This window comes from Massilia sp. P2_C2 (genome assembly GCF_056404615.1).
This window is the reverse complement of sequence record NZ_JBFUDR010000077.1, coordinates 1-21,961: the sequence shown is the minus strand read 5'-3', so window position 1 is coordinate 21,961 and position 21,961 is coordinate 1. Positions and strand designations below refer to the sequence as shown.

Below are 21,961 nucleotides of genomic sequence, written 5' to 3'. Positions count from 1 at the left end.
GGGCTACGCGCCCTCGGATGATCCGCATTTCCAACCGATGATCGACGCCTTTTTCGATTTTTGCATCGATCGCGGCGCGCCTGTGTTTGTGCATTGCACGCCCGTGGGTTTCCAGACTCGTGAAAAACTTGGATGGAATGCTCACCCGGCCAGATGGCGGAAAGTACTCGGCAATCCGCGGTGGGAAAGCTTGCGTCTGTGTTTCGGTCACGCGGGCGGCGGCGAGGCAACCAACGGAACGCATCACTCGTACGGGTGGATGGCTGCAACGGACGAGCAATGGAAGGACGACGACAATTTTGCCCGGACGGTGGTCGAACTATGTGTGCAGAAACCGAACGTTTATTGCGAACTCGGATACATCACCGAGCTTTTTGAAAAGGACGCAAAAGCGACCTTCATGAAAAATTTCGCGTCCGCATGTGCGCTGGAGGGCGCGTATTCGTTTCTCGACAAAGTGGCCTACGGCACCGATTGGCATATGCCCGACATGGTCAATCACGTCCGCGCCTATCTCGAGTTTTTTGTACAGTTAATGGAACCGTATGACACAGATGTGCGTAACGCATTTTTTTGGGGAAATGCATTACGCTTTGCACCGAAGTTGATCGACCACTTTGGGTGAAGCAGCATTCCAGGACAGGTTCGCGGTTCTTGGAAACCACGGAGTCTACCAGGCGCGGCAGTCGTTGCGCGGCCTGCTTGCGGGAAGTCATACGCCGCACAATCCATCTGTTGCATATTTTGCAATCGTCCAAAAAGATGGGTTCGGCGTTTTTCGCGATATAGCACCATGAGCGCACGGTCACGCGGCTGTGCTAGTTCGATAGGTTGGCCGATTGACGTCGGGAAGGAGGTCAGCGATGACGAGTTCCTATACGATGTGCGCTCCCGAAGCACCATGTGTACGGAGGCCGCATGGCGCTTGAGCCGGAATATTGCCGAGGTGCGCGCGGCGACGTGGTCACCGCGTTGCAAGGCGCCCTCCAAAAGCAGAAGGTCCCGAGCGAAAGTGGCGGCGCTCCCGAACCCGCATTGACGAAGGTCGATGGCGACTTCGGGATCGCAATGCAGCGCGCAGTGGAGCGGGTGCAGCGCGCCAACGGCCTCTTGATGACCGGGGTGGTCGACGCGGCGACCTGGAAATTCTTGATGGGGGCCGAGCCATGGCCGCCCGCCTTCGAACGCCTGCTGTATGTGATCGCGGGTTTCGAGGGGCACTTTTACTCGAAGGCGACCGGCGATCGTGCAGGCGACCGTGTGGGCATGACCTGGGGGCTGATCGGCTATACGCTGGTGCAGGAGAGCAAGCAGGGTTTTCGTAAAGGCCCGCTGTGCAAGCTCCTGATCGATCTTTTTACGCAACAACGTGCCTTGATGGTCAACGTTTTCGGCACGGTCGACGCCGACCGGCTCGAGAAGGCACTCAAGCTGAGCGCGGACGACCTGCACAAGTTCGCGGCCGACAACCTGTCTACCGAAGATGGCTCGAGCCTGAAATCGCCGTGGAAAGAATGCTTCGACGCGCTCGGCGGCAACGAGACTGTACGGCAGATGCAACGCGACTTCGCCCGTACCGAGTACTACCAGAGGGCAGAGGGACTGGCGCAGGCATTCGGCAACAGCTACGGGATGAACTGTGAACGCACGTTGCTGTATTTCCYCAACTTCGCCATCAATGGCGGCAACTTCTACCCCGACGAGAAACTGGACGCGGAGGCTGCGATCAAGACACTGATCGCAGCCAAGCCGGACGCGACTGTCGCCCAGAAGCTGCAGTGCATTACGGATGTGCTGATCGCCAGCCGCAAATCCGAATACAAGGACGATATGCGCCAGCGGATGGGGACGCTGGCCTATGGTTATGGTTACGTGCATGGCAAGTTCTATCGTCTCGAAGGCTGGGCGGTGGATGTCGCCGAACCGGTGCCGGCCATGCCGAAGCCGGATCCGCTGCGGCTGGCCGTGCTGGGGCTCGACAGTCAGGAGGCCGAACAGATTGCACTGGCGCGCGCCACGCATAACCTGGCGCTCGCCGAAGAGGCAGGCGCCGCCAGCCTTGTGCTGGGCCGCTTCCCGGATCGAACCGGTTACGAACTGCTCACCAGCGGCGGAACACGCACCGTCTCGCTGCGCCACCTGGCGGAAAAGGGCGCCGCGATCATCAACCCGCGGCTTACCGAGCACTACGAAGCCGCGCAGATGCTGTTCCGCGGCCGCGTCGGTGTGCTGGCGATTTTCGGGACCATCACGCGCTCCGCCCTGGGCGCAAGTGATCACTATGTCCTGCAGCACGCAGGCCGCACCTATGCGGGGTTGGCGTTGAAATCGAATGACCAGCTGATGCTGATCCGCCAGCGCACTGCTGGCATGGCGGCGAGCGAATCGGTGGTCGACATCACCGACCTGCGCCGCAGGTTGAGCGACTGTGCGCTGATCCTGCTGTACGGCGGCAACGGCGTTCCCGTCATGTCGCTGCCCGGCAGCGGACCGCGCTGGCGCGAATGGATCGCCGCCACCGGCGCCAGGCCGCTCGTCCTCGGCTGGTTCGGCAACGTGCGTCCACCACAGGACAGCCAGAAACTGACCCTGGCAAGCAATTTCTTCAACAGGGTGGGAGGCCTCGACCCGCATGGCGACCTGATTACCATCTGTAAGACGCGGCCGATGGACGTGATCGAACAATGGGGGCGGGCATGCCATGCAGTGTTTTCAACGACGCTCCAGAAATCCCTGTGGCTCGAGGAACCGATTCCCAAGGTGGAGATAACGGCGCGCGGGGCGGCCGCGATCGGCCCGGACGGCCAGGTGTGGCGGGCGAATCCGGATTATGCCGCGCCGGGCCAGCCGGCGATGATCAGGGGGTGACATGAATCCTTTGCGCTTTACCGTGCCCGGCGCGCCGGGGCAGTTTGTCGAGGTCCGGTCCAGCACCGGCGACCTGGACATGCACTGGGAACAGGTCGGGGTCCTCCAGCGCCTGCGCGCCCAAAAGTTCGACGAAGTCATCATCGCACGCGGGTCCCGGATCCTGCGTGTGCGGTGCGATCGCACGTTGCCGCCGGGCGTGCCCATGGCGGACCTGTTCGACCGCGAAGCGACGCTGATCATTTACCTGAAGACTCAGGCTTCGCGGGACCTGCGGGACAATCTCGAGCTGCGGATGCACCTCAGCACGCCGCTGGCGCCGCGCGACTGCGGCGTCTGGGTGCGGCTGGACGTGAAGAACGACAATGGACAGCTCGCTTTCCAGGGGCACCATGGGCTGTACCAGGGTTGCCATTTCGAGTTAAGCAAAGTGGATCCCGATCCGGCGGACGAAGAAACTTCTCCCCCCGGCTGGTTCAACGACGTCAATGCGCGCTGGACGGCCAGGATCAAGGACCGCCCCGCGGTCGGAAACGCATTGCTGTCGTATGCGCCGGGTCCGCGCGCGACCGCCAACCTCGTCCACCTCGATCCGGACAAGAAGGGCGGCGGTGCTGGCAGCGCGAAATTCTCGCTCTACCTCGAGGAGCATGACGGCGCGTACGAAGTTTGCACCGAACTCGAACTGAGGCCGGAGGTCGTGTCGCGCGCGCCGGTCAGCGGCTATGCGTTACGGCTGCATGCGGACGCTCGGGCCAGTGCACCTTTCGCCGCGGACGGATTGCTGCTACGTTGCCGCCAGCACAAGGCATTCGATGGCTGGACCCTGCGCTGGGCCCGGCTGCCCGGCTGTCAACAGGGCGCCCATGACGACGCGCTCACGCTCGAATCGCTGACCCAGGCCCTGCTTGACCAGCACGCGCCGGGACTGGGCACGGTGCGCGCGCGCAACCGCCTCAGTTTCATCCCCACCTGGATCCGTACCGAGGACACCGGCGCGCAGGTCGAACTCCGGTTCGAAGTCGAGGCCGCGGTGGCCGATCAGCTGGCACTGCGCGTCCGGCTCGCCGAAATCGTGCTTCCTCCGGCCGCCCGGCGGCTCCAGTTGCATTGCGCCGGGGCACTCGACCAACGGGGCGGGGCGCTTCTGCTTCACGTTGCCGCCGCAGACAGTGCCGAGACCTTGCGAGGTAACGTGCTGACGCTGGCAAGCTGGGACCTGGCACCGGAGCCGGGCAACACCGCGAGCAATCTGGGCATCGGCTCGGTCCTGCTTGGCGTGGACGGCTTCACGGGCGGCACGCTGCGGCTCGGGATTTCCAGTGCGCCCGGCGCCTACCGCCGCGCCGCGCTGGAGAGCATCCTGTCGCTGCGCTTCGCGCGTGCCGCCTATACCGCCCTGAGCATGGATCCGGAGCTGGGCTTCGAGACCCTGTCTGCGGAAACAGAAAGGCCGAGGCCCTGGACCTTCGACCTGTCCGGCGAGCAGCCGTGCTGGTTGACGGTCACCGAAAGCACGAGTCAGGTGCAGAGCCGTTCGCTGCACATGGAGCTGAAACTGCCCGAGGGCGGAACGCGCTCGACGGACGTGGTCCTGGTCGATCCCAGCCCACTGACGGTGGCCCGGGTGCGGACGAGCGAAAAGCAGAAGGCCGGCGAGATTCTCGCCGAGTACGTGGACGATGCGGACCAGGCGCCGGAATGGCGCTTCCACTCCGTCGAAGGCCGGATGACCGCCATCCTGCCGCCGCAGGGCATCGGCGAGGAGATGATCAAGGGAACATTGCACCTGGAACGCCATGGCAAGCGCGTACGGGTGCCGGTCAAGGATACCTTGTTCGACTTCCGGCTGACGCCGGTCGCCCGCCTTGTCCTTGACCGGACCGATGTCAACACGGCGCGTTCTGAAGCGCCGTGGTCCTTGCGGCGCCTGCTCGGCCGCCGTCTCGGCGCTACCGGCGTCAAGCTTGACAGCGCGGAATTCGAGCTCCTGTACGGGCTGTCGGCCAAGCTGGAAGCGCCAGGGCTGCGCATCGCCGAACTCGATGGCTTCATCGGCCGCATTCCCTTTACGGAGTCGCTGCGGCGGAACATGCGAAAGGAGCCGGTGGCCGAGGCGCATGGCGCGGCCACGGCGGAATGGATCGCCGCGATATGGCAGCGGCCGTCCTGGTGGCGCGTGTATGACGACGTGGCCAACCGCGATAGGCTCCGGATCGAGCGTGGCATCGAGTACCGGCTGCGGCCGTCGCGCCAGACCGCCGATCCCTTTGACATCGGCAAGTACGCCACGACCGACATACCGGGCCGCGAGCCTTTGCGGGGGGGCATCGACTGGCCGTTCCAGTCGCAAAGCGTGTATGCCGAGCTCGCACCGAAGCAGGCGACGGTGTCCTCGGACGGCAGCATCGAGGGACTGGTGTTCGGAAGCCTGGGCGGCGCGGGTGCCCAGACCGCCGCCTTCAACAATGGCAAAACCTTGATCATCACCACCTCGCGGCAGGGACGCATCGATGCGCTGACGCTCATTCGGGTCGGACGCATCGCAATGCTGTGGAATAAGGCGCGCCACGTGATCGTGTACGAGCGGACCACGCGGCGCGCGGAGCGCTATGCCGACCTCGAGCCTGACAAGGACGACCTGGAAGTGCAGCCGGAATTCGAAGGCCTGGCGGCTCTGCGCAAGGTGCGGGAATATGTCGAGATCACGGAACCGCGGCGGCGCTACCCCGACAGTCGCGCAGAGCGGCCGATCAGCGGCCCGCTGATGCAGAGCGTGTTCAATACCACGGTGATCCCGGTACGTTCAGACTGGGGACGGGATCTGCGTGGCGGCTTCGCCATCGCCCTGCGCGGGCCGATCCCGCCGGGAAAGGAGGCGCAGTTCCCGGATCCGCAGGTCTTCCTCGACTTTGCACGCGCCCAGGAAAAGGGCGAGGGCGGGGTGGGACAACGCATACTGAACACCGGGCAGTTGGTATTCTTCACCAGCACCCGAAGCGAAGACGGCGGCGATACCGACAAGTGGCCGTCGTGGCCGGAAGTGGACTTCCCGCTGATCCGCCCTGCGCCGCCGCCGCAGCTGCCGTTCTCCAGCAGTTTCCGCGGCAGCAAGCGGCAACCGGATGCCATCCCGATCGAACTTGGCATGGCGCCTTTCACCTTCTCGCTGGCGCCGGCCGAGGAAGCCGCCAACCTCATGCACCAGCGGCCGGTGCGTGGGATCGAGTCGCGCATCTACAACATCAATCTGGCGCGCGGCTTGCCACCCTCCGAGCCGCCGGGGCTGCCGGCGGAGAAGGTGGCGGCCCTGGTGACGAGCAGGAACGTAGGTGCCGTGCATTCGGTCCTGCTCGACGGTCTGGCGGAGCTACGCAACGAGCTACGCGAACGGGTGCAAGCCGGCCATGCCTTCATGCTGGACGAACAGCCGCAGCTGCAGCAGGATGTCGCGGCACTGCTGAAACGGCTGGACAGGTCGCTGGCGGACAATCCCCTGTCCGGCGTGCCCAGGAACGGCCGCGATTGGACGGCCATGCAGGAGCACAGGCTCGAGGCCTACACCGACGGCGTGCGCGCCGAGGTCACGCGCCTGCAGGGCCAGCTGGTCGGACAGGTCCTCGGCAACGATCTCGAGCAGGCGCGCGGCAGCGCGTCCGCGATCGTGGAGAGCGTCAGTAAACAGGCGCAGCAGCGTATCGGGGAGGTCGGTTTCGTACCCATGCTGGCGCTCGACGCGGTGCGGCGGGGCATCGAGGTGGCGCAGCGCCGGCTCGAAGGCGAGCTGGCGGCACTGGCCGCGGCGGGCTTGCAACTGGTAAATGACCTCGAGCGCTGCTACCTCAAGGATCCGGACACTGCACTGACCCTGGAAATACTCTGGCGCGAGCATGTGGAAGAGCTGCCAGGGCGGCTGCGGCTGCTGCTCGACCACCTCGGCCACGCGCTGGAAGGGGAGCTCGGCGCCTGGTTCTCCAGCGTCCGCAAGGGCGGCGCCGTGACCTTGTACGAGCTTGCGCATCAGGGGGCGGCCGAGCGCGTGGAAGTGATCGCCGACTGGCTTGCGCGCTGGTACGAAGCGCTCCCACCTTTCGACCTGGAAGCGCCTGACTTCGACCATTTGCGCGAGGTTCTGGGCAACGCGTTGTCCGGTGGCCTGGCGAAGGCCGTTCTCGAGAATCTCGAAGAATGGCTGCAAGAGTCGCTGGCGGAGGCCGGTGGCTGGACGCAGCTGCTCGACGGCTATGTGGCTGGCCTGGTGGCCTGGGAAAAGTCGCTGGCGGCATCGATCGCCAATGCGGTCAGCCTGGACGACCTGCGCGTCGTGCTGGACAGCGTCGCCACGGAACTGAAGATCCGCCTGGTCGACGGTGCCGACAAGATCGCAACGCAGCTCCGCGCGGACCTCGGCAAGCTGAGCTTTCTCGGCGCCGAAGGCGCGCTCGACACGCTGGCGACTTTCCATCAGGACGCCAGGAGCGCGATCGCCGCAATGGCGCAGTCACTCGGCGGCGACCTCGCGGCGCTGGAAGAAGAGGTGCGTGCGCAGGCAGCGGAGATCGAGCAGCGCGTGCAGGCCTCGGCGCGACAGGTGGAAGACTGGGTCAGCCAGGAAGTCGGCGCGGCCTACCAGATCGCCAGGGAGAATATCGACAGCGGGCTGGAGGCCGTGCGCGTGCTGGCCGAAGGCCCGGTCACGGACGCCCTGCGCGCGAGCCGCGAGCGCATCGGCTATTACTTCCACCAGTCCGAAGTCGGGGTGATGCTGACGCGCGCGAGCGCCATGTTCAACGAGCTTCAGGGCGACGTGCTGAACGCCCTGAACGTCGACATGCCCTTCGATCGCCTGACCGACCGGCTCAAGGCCTGCGTCGGCGACATGATGGTGCGCGATCTGTTTCCCTCCCTGGCCGGCATCGACATGACTTACCTGCTGCCGGACCTGAACGTGCCGCTCGAAGGGGACGACCAGTATGAATGGTTACGCCTGCAGCACGGTTTCGACAAGGATCGGCTGCGGGCCTGGGCCAAGGTGACGATCGACAAGCGCTTCGAGTCGGACGCCACCCTGTTCGACCTCGGTCCGGTAAAGCTGCGTCTGCTCAAGCCGCTGTTCTATGGCATGAGCGACATCATCATTGAGAAGGACAAGCCGCGCACGCAGAAGACGTCGGCGAAGCTCGATGCCGATTTCGAGATGTCGCTCAACGGCCATCCGGTGGTGACGCTGCGCCGCGGCACACTGAGTTTCGACGAAAGCGGCAAGCTCGACTTCCAGCTGGATGCCAACGATATCGAGCTTGCCGCCGAACTGAAATTCATCACCGAAGCGCTCGAGAGCTGGCAGCCTGACCTCGGCGGCTTTGCGTTGACGCCATTGCTGCCCGGCGGCGTCAGCACCGCGCTCTCGGTGCCACTGCCGGACATCGGAACCGGCGCGTTCACGCTGACCGGCATCACGCTCAACACCCATTTCGATTTGCGTATCGCCGACGGCTTCGAAATCTCGACCGGCCTGTGGCTCAGCAAGCCGGACCGGCCTTTCGGCCTGGCTGTGCTGTTCCTCGGCGGCGGCGGCTGGTTCGGTATCGATGCGAGCTACAGTCCCCCGTCGCGCTTCACGACCAGGGTATCGATCGGGATTTCGGCCGGCGCCTTCATCGCCCTGAACTTCGGCTTCGCCGCAGGCAGCGCGGGCATCCTGTTCACCGCATCCGTCGATTTTTATCGCGACTGGGAAACCGGCAGCGGCAGCACCGCGATCTCGCTGGGCATCCTGATCTGGGGCGAGTTCTCGGTGCTTGGTATCGCCTCGGCGTCCATGCGCCTGGTACTGCGGATCACTTACACCGACACCGGTATGGTCGGCACCGGCGACTTCAGCGTCTCGATCAAGATTTGCTGGTGCTACACCCTGCGCGTCAACCGCACGGTCAAAAAGCAGTTTGCCGGGAGCGACGGCGCCCGTAATGCGGCCACCCAGCCGGCCGGCGGCTCCCTGCTGCAAACGCCGCGGGCCGGCACCGCACCGCTGTACGCGGCGCTTCAGCCACCGGCCGAGCCCGCCGCAGCCGTGTCGGCCTACCTTGAAACACTTGCCATCGTGAAACCGCAATGACCGACATCCAACTCGACGTAACACTCTCAATCGTCGGCCCGCGCAAGGGGCTGCTGGAAAAGGCGCTGTGGCCGATGGCCTTGCGCGTCGCCGCCGGCTTCGACCTCCCGGGAGCGGGGCAGGCAGGCAGCATCCACGAGGCGCGCCAGATGGTGAGCGACAGCCTTCCGTGGACGATGTGGAGCGGCGGCTTGCCGGATATCGTGCTCGTTGACGAGGGCAACAGGCCGATCGTTCTTCACCCGGAGCCGCCTTTGACCGAAGACGCCGTTTTTCTTCAGGCGCTGATGGCGGAGATCGAGAGCAGCGGCCACGCGCTGTGCGCCCCGCTCGGGACGCTCGACTTTCGCAGCGCGGGCGGTACGGTCCGTACCGTGGAGGACATCGACGAAAACGCGTCACCCGTGTCTTGGCCCGGCCTGCTCAGCACCCTGTCCAGCCTGTGCCAACCGTTGCCGTCGGCGCTGAAGGCGACCTGGTTCTTCCATGTGCCGCGCGACGCGTTGTGCATCCAGGATGCCATGAGCGGTCTCTGGCGGTTGAAGACGGCAAGGCTGTCCGCCGCGCCGGCGGTGCTGCAGGGGGCGCCGCTCGGTCCCGTGTCGTCGGACGGCCAGGCCGCGACCTTCGTCTACGACGGCCAGAAGCGCGCTTTCTGCAATGTGCTGGAACTGGATGCCGCGTTGGATGCACAGCTGGACGAACTCGATAATTATTGGTTGACCATCCGGGATAGCCGCGACGACTCGCTTCTGGACCTGGCGCACCAGCTCGACGCGGCGTTGACGCCGGTTGCGATGCTGGGCGCGATCCGGACCGAGGAGCTGCTGCACGCCTGCGTCCAGGGAGCCCGGTCCTGCACCGCCGCCGAACTGGCCGCGGCCCAGGCCATCTGGCGCGATGCCTTGGGCAAGATCGACCGGGTGGAGATCGCGAAGGTACGCAAGGCGGTAATCCAGGAGACTCTGACGGCGCAGGGCATCGCCGCCGGAGCGCTGATCGAGTCCTATCGCGCGAGAGTCCGAACGGTGCTGGAACCGCCGCTGCTCGCCACCGGCACGCCGGTGCAGGTCAATGCTGCGCGCTGGAGCGACCTGGCGGGCTTGATGGCGGAACGGCTGCTGCGCTCTGTGTCCGCCGCACCAGAGCCGCAGCCCGGCAAGGCAGGCGAAGGGGTGACTCTGGTGGTGGGCGACGAACGCATGCGGCTTGTGCACGAGAGCCAGACCGAGGATGGTGCGCCGGCGGAGGTGGCTGTCGGCCGCGCGCTGGACGAGGTCGCCGCGGTTCAGGTGTGGGCCCGGCGCAGTACCGATCCGGCGGCGCTCGCGAGCGATGCCGCCGAGCCGGCAAGCTGGCATGCGCTGACGGCAGGGCGCTACGCGCTCAGGTCCGACCCCGTGAAAACGAGCGCGGAGATTGTCCTCGGCTGCAGCGCCGCCTACGTCGACGAGGTGTTGTACCGTGAGTTCGTGTATACCGGCTCGAATATGGTATGCCGCAACCCGCTGGAACGGGCCCACCGGGAGGAGATGGGGGAGGGCGAGCCTGGCCTGATGCTGGCGAAGCTGGAACGGATCGCCGCGTCGGACTGGAACCTGCTGGCCGTCCCGCTGCGCTATGGCGACCACTATGAGTTCGCGGCCAGCGTGATCGATCGCGCCGGCGGCCAGGCCGCTGAACTGRCGGCGGACGGCGTCCCGTGGCAGGCACGCCTGAACGATATCGGCACGATCGATCCGCCGCAGCGCGACCGCCTGCATTTCCTGCGCCGCGTGCCGGTCGGGGTGTGCAACCTGCTGCCGGTGGACGAGCGTTGGCCGGCGACACCTCCGGATGTGGTACTGCGCTCGCGCGAGCGGGAGGCCAGCCCCGCGCCCGGCAAGCGCAGCGCCTCGGTGTGCCTGGTGCCGGCCGACCGCAATCACTATCTCGGCCCGGCAGAAGGGGTACCACGGCAGACCGAGGTCAGGTTCGCCGTCGAGCCGCCCCAGATCGACGAACATACGGCGGTACGCTGGTACCTGCCGCCGACCGACGCCAGCCGTGCGGACCAGCAGGCTGCGGTCGAAAAAGTGCGGGCGATCCTTACAGACGTGCTGGCGCGGCGCGAGCAGGCCATGGCCGATGGGAAGGACGGGAACCCCATGCTGGTCGTGGATCCGGCCGTAACCGCAATCGGGGTCAGGTGGCAGGCGGACGATGCGCCGGGCACGGCACGGCAGGCGATCCTGTCCGCCGAGCGGCACGAGTTTCTTGTCGAGGTCGGAGCGAAGGTCGATTTCGACGGGACCGCCACTTTCACCGTCGCCCCGGGGAGCTATGTGCGCATTGGTATTCATCCATTGGTCGGTGTGGCGGATTTCGAGCGGCTCGACGCCGCCGCGCTCGGCCGCCTGGTCGAGGCCGACGAGTGGCATGCGGTGGACGGACGCGCTTTCCGCGCTTTCGAGGAAGACGTGGTATTCGTGGAATGCGCGACGCACGAATTGCCGACGCTCGACCCGGCCCTGCTGCGGCTGGACGAAACCGCCACCGGCGACATTGACGTCCGCTACGGATTCAGCGGGGTCGACGCGGCGAGCCGCGCCGCGTTCGTTCACGTTGACCGGATGCGGCTCTCGAGCCGGCGCTGGACCTGGCGCAACCTGCCGTACCCGCCGCTCCCGCCGGTGACAGTCCCGGCCGGCAGTGACGAATGGCGCCGCCGGCTCGCCAGCGGGCCGCCTCCGGAACTGGTCGACCCGAAGCTTCGCGACAGCGCGCCGGAAGTCGTCGGGTATTTCGATGTGCTGGCCGGGATCGATGACGGCATGGTGTGGCGTGAAGACATTCCCAACGCATTTCCGCGCGAGGTGCTGACGCCTCGGGTCACGGCACAGGCAGCGGACGACACCGTATTGTTCCGCGACGACCGCGAAGGGATCACGGCCGCCGACTACCTGCAATACAACTGGATCGTCCGCTCGCGCTATGCCGGCGTGTTGAAGACACCCGAGACCGCCACCGAGATCCCGCGGCGGATCGCGACCGGGTTCCGCGGCGCACCGGCACGGATCAAGCCGCCGCGCGTCTTTGCGGTCATTCCCTTGCTGTCCAGGATGCCGCACAGTCCGCGCGTCCAGACTGCGGGCGACGGCACGCCATTCCTGGTCGTGCTTGACGAGATCTGGTTCCGCGAGTACGGCGTCGGAGAACGCCTGGCCGCGCGGATTGCGACGGTCAAGCGCGAAATCGGCGACAGCGTGGAACCGACCGCGCTGCGCTACGGCCCGCTGCCGGACCACAACATCGATCCCGGCATTGCGCTGGCGCTGCCAGCCGCCGATGCGCAGCTCGACTGCTTCGGTCCGTTTGGCTTCACACTCGACCGCGGCGATGACCAGGCGCTGGCCAACGCCACCGGCTTCGTCGTCTATCCACCGCCAGATACGCCCGCGCATTACAATCTGTTCGTCGAGTTCGAGCGTTGGCTCGATCTGCCATCCGGCGCACTCGATCAGGCAGGCATACGGCAATGCCCACGCAGCGAGGCTACCGAGGCGCTGCCGGTGTACACGCTGCCCGACAGTGCCGAGTTGTGGCCCGACGCCGACCGCCCGGACGCGTTGCCGCTGTCGCTGGCAGCGCAGGCTGACGGGAATTTCAGTTACGACGCGGCCAGATTGAAGCTCTTGCCGTTTTCCGGCGCGCGCGGCGAGGTCACCCATCAATACCGCTACATGCTCATCGTGGGCGACATGGTACGGGATGGTGGGCGCGCGGTGGACGTGTTCCYGCCGGCGCGCGCGCTGTGGTTGAATCAGGGGAGCGCGCGCGCTTTGGGCGCCGCGGATGCCGGGCTGCGTGCCTGCTCACACGGGCTGGTTGCGGAATTGTTGTTGAGCGGTCGCTTCGATGCCGGTGCCGGCCAAGTGGACCCATTGGCATCCGTGAGAAGCTTGGCGGAGCTGTTCGAGCGCCTTCTGCCTGCTGCTGGCGACAGTGATGCGCCCGCGATGTTCCGGCGTTTTTCTGTGATTGGAAAGGTGGGATTCGGTTAACGTTTGGGTCATGGCGGCGGCACCGCGTTCTCGGTCCGGAAGCGCGCAACGAAGGCCGCCAGCTGCTTCGAATGGTAGCCCTGCGCCAGCGTGTCCAGGCGGGCCGCGAAAGGACCGTAGGCCGGATCGAGCCCCTGCAGGTGGACGGCCTGTTCGCGGATCTTGCGCATGTTGCCGATCTGTGCCAGTTGCCAGAGTGCCTCGATCTCCTCGGCCGGCGGGGCGACCATGCGCGTTTCCTCCTCCTCCTCCGAGGCCGGCGCCGGCGCGGGTTGTTTCGTGATCCATTTCAGCGACAGCAGCCTGCCAATGGTGCGCAGCAGGAGATCGTGATCGATCGGCTTGGCGAGGAAGGCGTTGGCGCCGGCATCACGGCTCTTGCGTTCGTCCTCCGCGCCGGCGCTGGCCGTCACGGCGACGATTGGGATGTCGGCCCAGCCCGGCATATGACGGATCCGCCGCGTCGCTTCGTTACCATCCATCACGGGCATCATGACGTCCATCAGGATCAGGTCTGGCTTGAACGTGTCGAGCACGACCAGACTCTCCAGGCCATTCGTGGCCGCGGCCACGATGAATCCCGTTTCCTGCAGCAGGTCCAGCAGTATCGCGCGGTTCTGCGGCATGTCGTCGACGACCAGCAATCGCTTGCGCTCGCCTTCATAGCCGAGCAGGGGTTCCTGTGGTGCCACGGCGGCCGGACCGGCGGCGGCCACCGGCACGTCGATTTCGAACCAGAACGTGCTGCCCTTGCCGGGTTCGCTGACGACATCGATCTTGCCACCCATGAGACGCACCAGTTCCTGGCTGATGGCCAGCCCCAGTCCCGTGCCGCCCTCGCGCCGCTGTGAGGATGACACCTGCGAAAAGGGTTGGAAGATGCGCCCGAGCTGTTGGGCCGTCATGCCGATGCCGCTGTCGGCCACCTCGAAGCGTAAGTGCGCCAGCGCATCGCTGACCTGGCCTTCCGTCACGCCGGTCTGCGGCGCCGGCAGCACCCGCAGGGCAACCTTGCCGCTGTCGGTGAATTTGACCGCATTACCCAGCAGGTTGAGCAGGACCTGGCGCAGGCGCGTTTCGTCGACCGTCACCGCGGACGGCAGGCCGGGTGCGAGTTCGCAACTGAACGCCAGGCCTTTCTCCTCGGCCTTGACGCGCACGATGTTGGCCAGGACCTGCAGGAACAAACCGAGATTGACGGCGGCCGGGCTGAGCGTCATCTTGCCGGCTTCGACCCGTGCCAGGTCGAGGATGTCGTTGATCAGCGAGAGCAGGTGCTGGCCGCTCTCGTTGATGGTCGCCAGGCCGGAGGCTTGTCGTTCGGTCAGGTGCTGGCGGTCGCGGCCCAGCAGGTGGGCATAGCCGATGATGGCATTGAGCGGTGTGCGCAATTCGTGGCTCATCTGCGCCAGGAACTGACTCCGTTGGCGGGCCAGTGCGACGGCCTCGGCCAGCGCCGTTTCACGCGCCGCCTCGGCTTCGTTGCGATCCCGCTCGATGGCGGCCAGCTGTTCCAGACGCGAACTGCTGGCCTGCACGTTGGACCAGAAGTGCAGCAGTCCCAGCGACAGGCCGAGAATACCGAAGCCTATCCATATGGACACCAGCCAACCCAGCAGGGTTGTCTTCGAAATCCATTTTCCGCGAAACTCGATCTTCCGCACCTCGATCGTGAAGTTTTTTACGGTGCCATCGTAGTCGTTCGTCGACAGTTCCACGGCCGTGACGTGATCGAGGCGGACATAGCTCTTGGACAGCGGGATCTGATGCGAGAAGTGCCACCAATCCGCCGTGCGCACGGCATTCATCGGGATTGTGAATGCAGGTTGGGACGGAAGATCGATCAGCAATTCGTTGAACCTCTGCGAATTCCAGTCGTTCAGCGTGGAAAACTCCGGTTCGAAATTCATCAGGTGAAGCTTGACGATATGCCGGCCCGGACCCGAATAGCGCACGTCGAGCGCTATCGTGTCGTACCCGCTCAGGTCGATGCCCTTGACCGGGTCACCCATGAAAAATTGGAACTTGCAGAATGGATACGTTGCCTTCGTGCCCAAGTGGCAACGCATGATGAAAGCATCCCTGGTGACGGTCAATGTAGCGACCGAATCGCCATTCGAGCGGTTGCCGCGCGTTAAGTCGCGGTCATCGGTCACCCTGGCGCCATACGGGTGTTGTGGGGAGATCTCGAGCGAGCGTGTCATCCCGTAATGCTGCCAGACCAATAATAGAGGGGTCACCAGCATTAACAGGATGGCCAGGACGTAGCTGATCCTGGTCGAACGGGTGAGCCACTGATGCATGTGCGCACCAATTAGAGATCGGAAAGGATGATTCAGTATATACCCAGGCAATACACGCCCGACGTGCAAATTGGCGCTGGGAATGACGCTGTCACCGGGGCATCACGTCGGTGGCATCGCGTTCTCGGCACGGAAGCGCGCAACGAAGGTCGCCAGCTGCTTCGAATGGTAGCCCTGCGCCAGCGTGTCCAGGCGGCTCGCAAAAGGACCATAGGCCGAATCGAGCCCCTGCAGGTAGGCGGCCTGTTCGCGGATCCTGCGCATGTTGCCCATCTGTGCCAGTTGCCAGAGTTCCTCGATCTCCTCGGCCGGCGGGGCGACCATGCGCGTTTCCTCGTCCTCCTCCGAGGCCGGYGCCGCTGCCGGTTGTTCCGTGATCCATTTCAGCGATAACAGGCTGCCGATGGTACGCAGCAGGAGATCGTGATCGACGGGCTTGGCGAGGAAGGCGTTGGCGCCGGCATCACGGCTCTTGCGTTCAGCCTCCGCGCTGGCGCTGGCCGTCACGGCGACGATCGGTATGTCGCCCCGGCCCGGCATCTGACGTATCTGCCGCGTCGTCTCGTTGCCGTCCATCACCGGCATCATGACGTCCATCAGGATCAGGTCGGGCTTGAACGTGTCGAGCAGCACGAGGCATTCGAGGCCGTTCGCCGCCGCGGCCACCACGAAGCCGGCATCCTGCAGCAGGTCCAGCATCATCGCGCGGTTCGGCGCCACGTCGTCGACGACGAGCAGGCGCTTGCGCTCGCCTTCATAGCCGACCAGGAGTTCCTGGGGCGCCACGGTGACGGGAGCCGCGGTCGCCACCGGCACCGAGATTTCGAACCAGAACGTACTGCCCTTGCCGGGCTCGCTGGCGACGGCGATCTTGCCACCCATGAGCCGCACCAGTTCCTGGCTGATGGTCAGGCCCAGTCCCGTGCCACCCTCGCGCCGCAGTGCGGTCGCCACCTGTTCGAACGGCTGGAAGATGCGCCCGAGCTGTTGTGCGGTCATGCCGATGCCGCTGTCGGCCACTTCGAAGCGCAAGCGTGCGGCGTCCTGGCTGTCCGGCATGTCGGCCGGAGTGGTCGGCAGCACGCGCAGGGCGACCTTGCCGCTGTCGGTGAATTTGACCGCATTGCCCAGCAGGTTGAGCAGGACCTGGCGCAGGCGTGTTTCGTCGACCGTCACCGCGGCCGGCAGGCCGGGCGCGAGTTCGCAGCTGAACGCCAGGCATTTCTCCTCGGCCTTGACGTGCATGATGTTGGCCACGACCTGCAGGAATACGCCGAGATTGACGGCGGACGGATGCAGCGACATCTTGCCGGCTTCGACCCGCGCCAGGTCGAGGATGTCGTCGATCAGGGAGAGCAGATGTTGACCGCTCTCGTTGATGGTCGCGAGGCCGGAAGCTTGGCGTTCGGTCAGGTGCTGGCGGTCGCGTCCCAGCAGGTGGGTATAGCCGATGATGGCGTTGAGCGGGGTGCGCAATTCGTGGCTCATCTGCGCCAGGAACTGACTGCGCTGGTGGGCCAGTGCGACGGCCTCGGCCAGCGCCGTTTCACGCGCCGCCTCGGCTTCCTTGCGATCCCGCGCGATGGCGGCCAGTTGTTCCAGGCGTGAATTGTTGGCTAACATATTGGACCGGAAGTGCAGCAGTCCCAGCGACAGGCCGAGGAAACCGCAACCTATCCACGCGGACACCAGCCAACCCAGCAGGGTTGTCCTCGATATCCATTTGCCGCGGAACTCGATCTTCCGCACTTCTGTCGTGACAGTTTGTCCAAAGGCACTGCCAGCGTCCGCCGCCAGTTCCACGGCCGTGACGTGGTCGAGGCGGACATAGCTCTTGGACAACGGAATATGGCGCGAGAATTGCCACGCGTCTTGCGTGCGCAAGGCATTCATCGGGATCGTGAACTGGGGCTCAGCGGGAACATCGATCAGCACTTCGTTTACCCGCCGCGAATTCCAGTCGGCCGGATTGAAAAACTCCGGTTCGAAATTCAGCAGGCGAAGCTTGAGGACGTGCTGGCCCGGGCCCGAGTAGCGCAGGTCGAGCGCAATCGTATCGTACCCGGAAAGGTCCATGCCCTTGACCGGGTCGCCCATGAAGAACAGGAATTTACATTGTGGATACCCTGCCTTCTCCCTCAAGTGGCAACGCATGGCGAAGGCGTCCCTGGTGACGGTCAACGAACCGACCGAACTGCCATATGGGGCGTCGCCGTACATGGGATCGCGGTCATCGGTCACCGTGACGCCGTAGGGGTGCCGTGGGGAGATCTCGAGGGTGCGCGTCATCCCGAAATGCTGCCAGACCAATAATAGAGGTGTCGCCAGCACTAACAGGATGACGAGGACGTAAGTGATCCTCGTCGAGTGGGAAAGCCACTGATGCATGTGCGTACCGATCGGAAACCGGAAAGGATGATGCAGTATATACCCGGGCAATGCTCTCCCGTAACGACTTCGATGCTTCGCCGGCGCCTATCGTCGACCCCTTGCGCTCCATTCGGCCGGCGACAGGATGTCACGGCCGTTGCGAATGCGGTTGCAGGAACGTGGTGTCGAGAGCCGCACAGGTTTGTGCGGCATACGCCAGCCGCAGCGCTGCGGCAGTGTCGGGGCTGGCGAGATAATGTGCGAGCAGCCCGGCCAGCGCATCCAGACCCAGTGCCAGCAGCGTGCCGTGCAGGGGCCGCAGGGCATCGTCCGGGTCGGCCAGGTGCAGGTGGCCGGTCATCGCCTTGCGCTCCAGTTGCGCGAGCAGAATGTCCAGCGTACGTTGGTGGGCCAACGGGGGCCGGGCGGCGGCCGGCGCCGCGTGGCGTGCGAGCATCCGCGCGAGGCTGGCCCCGAGGCCGGAACGGGCGGGGCCGCGTTCGAAGTCGAGCGATACGGCATGGGGGCTGCCGTCCCGTTCCACGAGAATCGTGACGGGTTCCAGCAGCCCGCCGGCGCCGTCCCGGTCGAGGTGGGCGACGATGCCCGCGATCGCCGCCCCCGAGGCCACCCAGGATTCGAGATTGTCCAGGCGCTGCGCCTTCCACCGCTCGTACGGAAGCCGCAGGGGCAGCATGTCGCCACGGTGGTCACGCACCAGCCACGTGACTTCCTGGCGTACCTCGTCCAGGTGCGGCCGCATGCACGCGGTGGGGCGCAGCAGCAACAGGTCGGTGCGCTCGCCGAGCAGCCCCGCGCCGGCCGCTACCGTTGTGCGCAGCATGGTCCAGTCGTCGAAACCGGCGCGTTGCCAGCGGTCGTCGTCCAGGCGCCAGCCCGGCAGGACACCTGCGCGCGTGGCGCCGCCGACGCCGAGCCGGCCGTCGTCGGCAAGGCGCGGCATCTCCAGGATCAGCGACGTGCCGGCCAGCGTCGCGGCCGGGCCCGCACCCTGCCACAGTGCGTGCGCGTGCCATGCGCCGGCCTTGCCGAATTGCCGATCGCTGGCGTCGCGGCGCGCCAGCACGGCCTGCAGTACGCGCGCACCGCTCGGGTCCCAACATGCCACCGTCAGACCGCGCGCCCCGCTGCGCTGCTCCCACCAGTACGCGCCCAGCGGCAGCAGCGTCACCGTGGCGCCGGCGGCGAAACTGCGCCGCGCCGTGCCGCGCAGCGCGCTTGCCAGGGCGGTGTCGCCACGGGCCAGTGCCCCGTCCAGGGCGTCGACCAGGGCGTGCACTTCGGCGGCGAGCAGGAAGGCCTGGCGCTCGTCGGCGCCGAAGTCGCGGCGGGCGAGCAGGTCGGCGGTGCCGGCGAGGCTCCGCAACAGGCCGGCCAGGCGCGGAAAGGCGTCGACGCGGGCCGACGTCGCCAGGGCGCGCAGTTGCGGCGCCGCGATGTCGCTCACATGGGACCAGCCGCCTGCGCAGATCTCGTGCACGATCGCGCGCGCCTGCGCGAGGATGCGGCGTTCGTCGTCGGCCTGCTCCGCTTCCCCGGCATCCGCATCACGCGGTGCCGGCCATGGGACCTCCCGGCCGTGCAACTGCCAGGCGGCGGCCAATGCCAGCACGTGCAGCGCCTTGCGCGAGCGCGGCGGCGTTTCCGAGACCATGCCGTCGAATCCCGCGCCGGCAACGTAGCGGCAAACGAGGTCCAGCGCCGGCACGGTGATCACGAGTACGCCTCCCTGGACGGTCACGCCGGCGCCTTCCAGTTCGCCGCACAGCGCCGCCGCCTTGCGCGTCGCGGCCAGTCCGGCGGCCTTGAACACGGCGGCCGGATCGAGTGCGAGCACGTCGTCCAGTACGGCCGGCGCGGCAGCCGGGACAGCAGCAGCAGGCGCGGGCGCCGGCGCGGCGCGCAGCCACAGCGCGGCGGCGAGGATGTGCTTGCAGACGCCGGGCGCCGGGCAGTCGCAGCGGCTCACGCCGGGTCCCTGCGGCGCCAGTTGCACGCGTTGGCCGTCGGCCGCGACGACGCCGGCAAGCGCGCCGCCGTCCGGATGCCAGCCCACGCGGCCCGCCTCGACGTCTTTCGCGGCGCGCCGCAGCAGGCCCGCGCTGGCCAGCGCCGCCAGCGCGTCGTCGTCGTAATGGCGGTAGGCGGCGCCCCAGTCCGGTCCGTTCATGTCGTCACCTCGGCCAGCCATTGCGCGAAATGGGTCGGCGTGAGCGCGGCCACTTGCATGCCCCGGTCGGCCAGGCGTTGTGCCATGGCCCGGTCGTAGACGGGCAGCGCAGCGGCGTCGAGCGCCGCCAGCCCGAGCAACCGGACGCGTGCCTCCGCCAGCCGGCGCACGCTCGCCAGCAGCGGGCCGGGCGCCGCGCCCTCCATGAAGTCGCTGGCCAGTGCCAGCACCGTGCGCTGCGGCGTCTGCACGAGGCGCTCGCAGTACTGCATGGCGCGGCCGATGTCGGTGCCGCCGCCCAGTTGCACCGTCAGCAGGACTTGCACGGGATCGTGTGCGAGGTGCGTCAGGTCGACCACGCTGGTGTCGAACACGACGAGCCTGACCCGCACGGCGGGCAGGCTCGATAGGATGCCGGCGACGATGGCGCTGTACATCACGGAGTCGAGCATCGAGCCGCTCTGGTCCACGCACAGGATCACGTCCCACGGCAGCTGGCGCTTCACGCGGGCATTGAAATATGGCCGCTCGATCAACAGGCGGCCGCGCGCGGGATCGTAGTGCTTGAGGTTGGCGCGGATCGTCGCGCGCCAGTCGAAATTCTGCGCGCTCGCGACCACGGAGCGGCGGAAGCGGTTGCGCCGGCCCTGCAGTGCGTTCACGAAGTCGTTGCGCAGCGTGCGCGTGATGTCTTCCACGACTTTGCGGATCACGCTGCGCACGGCGTCCAGCGTGGCGGCGTTCATGCGGCCGCGCATACGCAGCAGCGTGCGTGCCAGCTCCTGGTTCGGTTCCAGCGACAGTAGCGTAGCTGGATCGTCGAGCAATTCCTGCAGTCCGTAGCGATCCAGCGCGTGCGCCTGCACGCGCTCGAACACGTCGCGGGGGAACAGCTTGCGGCTGCGCTCCAGCCAGTCCAGGGCGCGCACGCTGCTCGGGTCCAGCCCGGCGCCGCGTCCGCCGCCCGCCTGGGGCCGGACCTTGCCTTCGTATTCGCGCCCGTACAGGAAGTCGAGGGCGAGGTCCATCTGGACGTCGTCGCGACCCAGCGCGTCCTGGCCCAGCGTGTCCCCCGCATAGCGGCCGAGCACGAGCCGCCAGCGGCGCGCGGTTTCCTTCGGGTCGTCGTGCGTGCTCATGGCATGCTCTCCGTCAGCCAATGGCCCAGGCCATCGCGCCGCAGGGAGGCGGCGAGGGCCGCCTGCAGCGCGGCGCCGGCCGCCGCGTCGGCCTCGGCCACGCCATAGTGGACGGTCGCCAGCGCGTCGTCGAGTCCCGCATGCGTGCGCGCGAGCGCTTCCGCCAGGCGTGCCGTTTCCTGCGGTTTGAGTTGGGCGAACGACAGGCGCAGGTCGGGCAGGTAATGCAGGAAGGTCGCGTCGTCCCAGCCGCCCAGGATGCGGTCCAGGTCGTCCTGCAGGCGGCGCTGGGTCAGCAGCAGTTCCGGCGCGGCCGCCATGAGCCCGGCCAGCGCGCGCACCGCGTCGGCCGCGTTGGCGCCTGGGCCGAAGTGCGGCGCGAGCGCGTCGGCCAGGCGCGCGTCGGTCCAGGCGCCGTCGAGGAACAGCAGGGCGCCGGCAGCCATCGCCACGCCGGGGACGCCCGGCGCCGCCGCCAGGCGTTCGAGCGCGCCCAGCCAGGCCTCACCGTCGTCCGCCTGCATGCCGGCGAGCGCGGCACGGATCGCGCGCAGGTCGACGAGGTTGCGCACGGCGGCGGCTTCGCCGTCGGCCCGGACGGCTGCCAGGCCGTCCAGCAGGGCCAGGCTGCACTTCCAGGCCTGCCGCAGCAGCGTCAGGACGTCCGGGTGGTCCTGCACGCCGAGCGGCTCGCGTGCGCGCCACAGGGTCAGGAGCTGGTGCGCACAGGCCGTGACGGAGGACAGGTCCGGATCCTCGCCGAGGTGCCGCCCGAGCAACGCGAGCAGGTGCGGCAGCCGCGCCTGCAACCCGATGAGGCAGGCGCGCACGAGCAGCCCGACGGCGGCGCCGGCCGAGCGGCCGCGCCCGTCGGCCGCCAGCACGGCTTCCTCGCGCCGGAGCCGGGCCAGGGCCACGCCGGGCAAGGT

General features: G+C 66.7%; 9 protein-coding genes. 4 read left to right on the top strand and 5 right to left on the bottom strand.

The window, feature by feature from the left end; genetic code table 11:
- The 4 genes from AC1DYX_RS11735 to AC1DYX_RS11720 all read left to right on the top strand — a co-directional run.
- Positions 1-625 (top strand): amidohydrolase family protein (locus AC1DYX_RS11735; RefSeq protein ID WP_477258983.1); only part of this gene is annotated, 625 nt, incomplete at its 5' end.
- A gap of 293 nt (positions 626-918) precedes the next feature.
- Positions 919-2,868 (top strand): peptidoglycan-binding domain-containing protein, encoded by a 1,950-nt coding sequence (locus AC1DYX_RS11730; protein WP_477258982.1) that lies wholly within the window; start codon positions 919-921, stop codon positions 2,866-2,868.
- Position 2,869: 1 nt separating this feature from the next.
- Positions 2,870-8,986: a hypothetical protein gene (locus AC1DYX_RS11725; RefSeq protein WP_477258981.1), complete on the top strand. Its 6,117-nt coding sequence runs from the start codon at positions 2,870-2,872 to the stop codon at positions 8,984-8,986.
- Complete coding sequence (locus AC1DYX_RS11720; RefSeq protein ID WP_477258980.1) at positions 8,983-13,029, top strand: hypothetical protein; 4,047 nt, start codon at positions 8,983-8,985, stop codon at positions 13,027-13,029. Before AC1DYX_RS11725 ends, AC1DYX_RS11720 begins: the two co-directional genes overlap by 4 nt.
- 8 nt (positions 13,030-13,037) lie before the next feature.
- On the opposite strand, the gene AC1DYX_RS11715 is transcribed toward AC1DYX_RS11720, so the two are convergent.
- From AC1DYX_RS11715 to AC1DYX_RS11695, 5 genes are all read right to left on the bottom strand, one after another.
- Positions 13,038-15,332, bottom strand: a complete 2,295-nt coding sequence (locus tag AC1DYX_RS11715; protein WP_477258979.1) for an ATP-binding protein — start codon at positions 15,330-15,332, stop codon at positions 13,038-13,040.
- A 102-nt stretch (positions 15,333-15,434) separates the two neighbouring features.
- Positions 15,435-17,621 carry an ATP-binding protein gene (locus AC1DYX_RS11710; protein WP_477258978.1) on the bottom strand — a complete coding sequence of 729 codons (2,187 nt, stop codon included), beginning with the start codon at positions 17,619-17,621 and terminating at the stop codon, positions 15,435-15,437.
- A gap of 229 nt (positions 17,622-17,850) precedes the next feature.
- Positions 17,851-19,893 (bottom strand): SWIM zinc finger family protein, encoded by a 2,043-nt coding sequence (locus AC1DYX_RS11705; RefSeq protein WP_477258977.1) that lies wholly within the window; start codon positions 19,891-19,893, stop codon positions 17,851-17,853.
- Positions 19,890-21,032: a VWA domain-containing protein gene (locus tag AC1DYX_RS11700; protein ID WP_477258976.1), complete on the bottom strand. Its 1,143-nt coding sequence runs from the start codon at positions 21,030-21,032 to the stop codon at positions 19,890-19,892. Before AC1DYX_RS11700 ends, AC1DYX_RS11705 begins: the two co-directional genes overlap by 4 nt.
- Positions 21,029-21,961 (bottom strand): DUF5682 family protein (locus AC1DYX_RS11695; protein ID WP_477258975.1); only part of this gene is annotated, 933 nt, incomplete at its 5' end. The genes AC1DYX_RS11700 and AC1DYX_RS11695, both read right to left, overlap by 4 nt.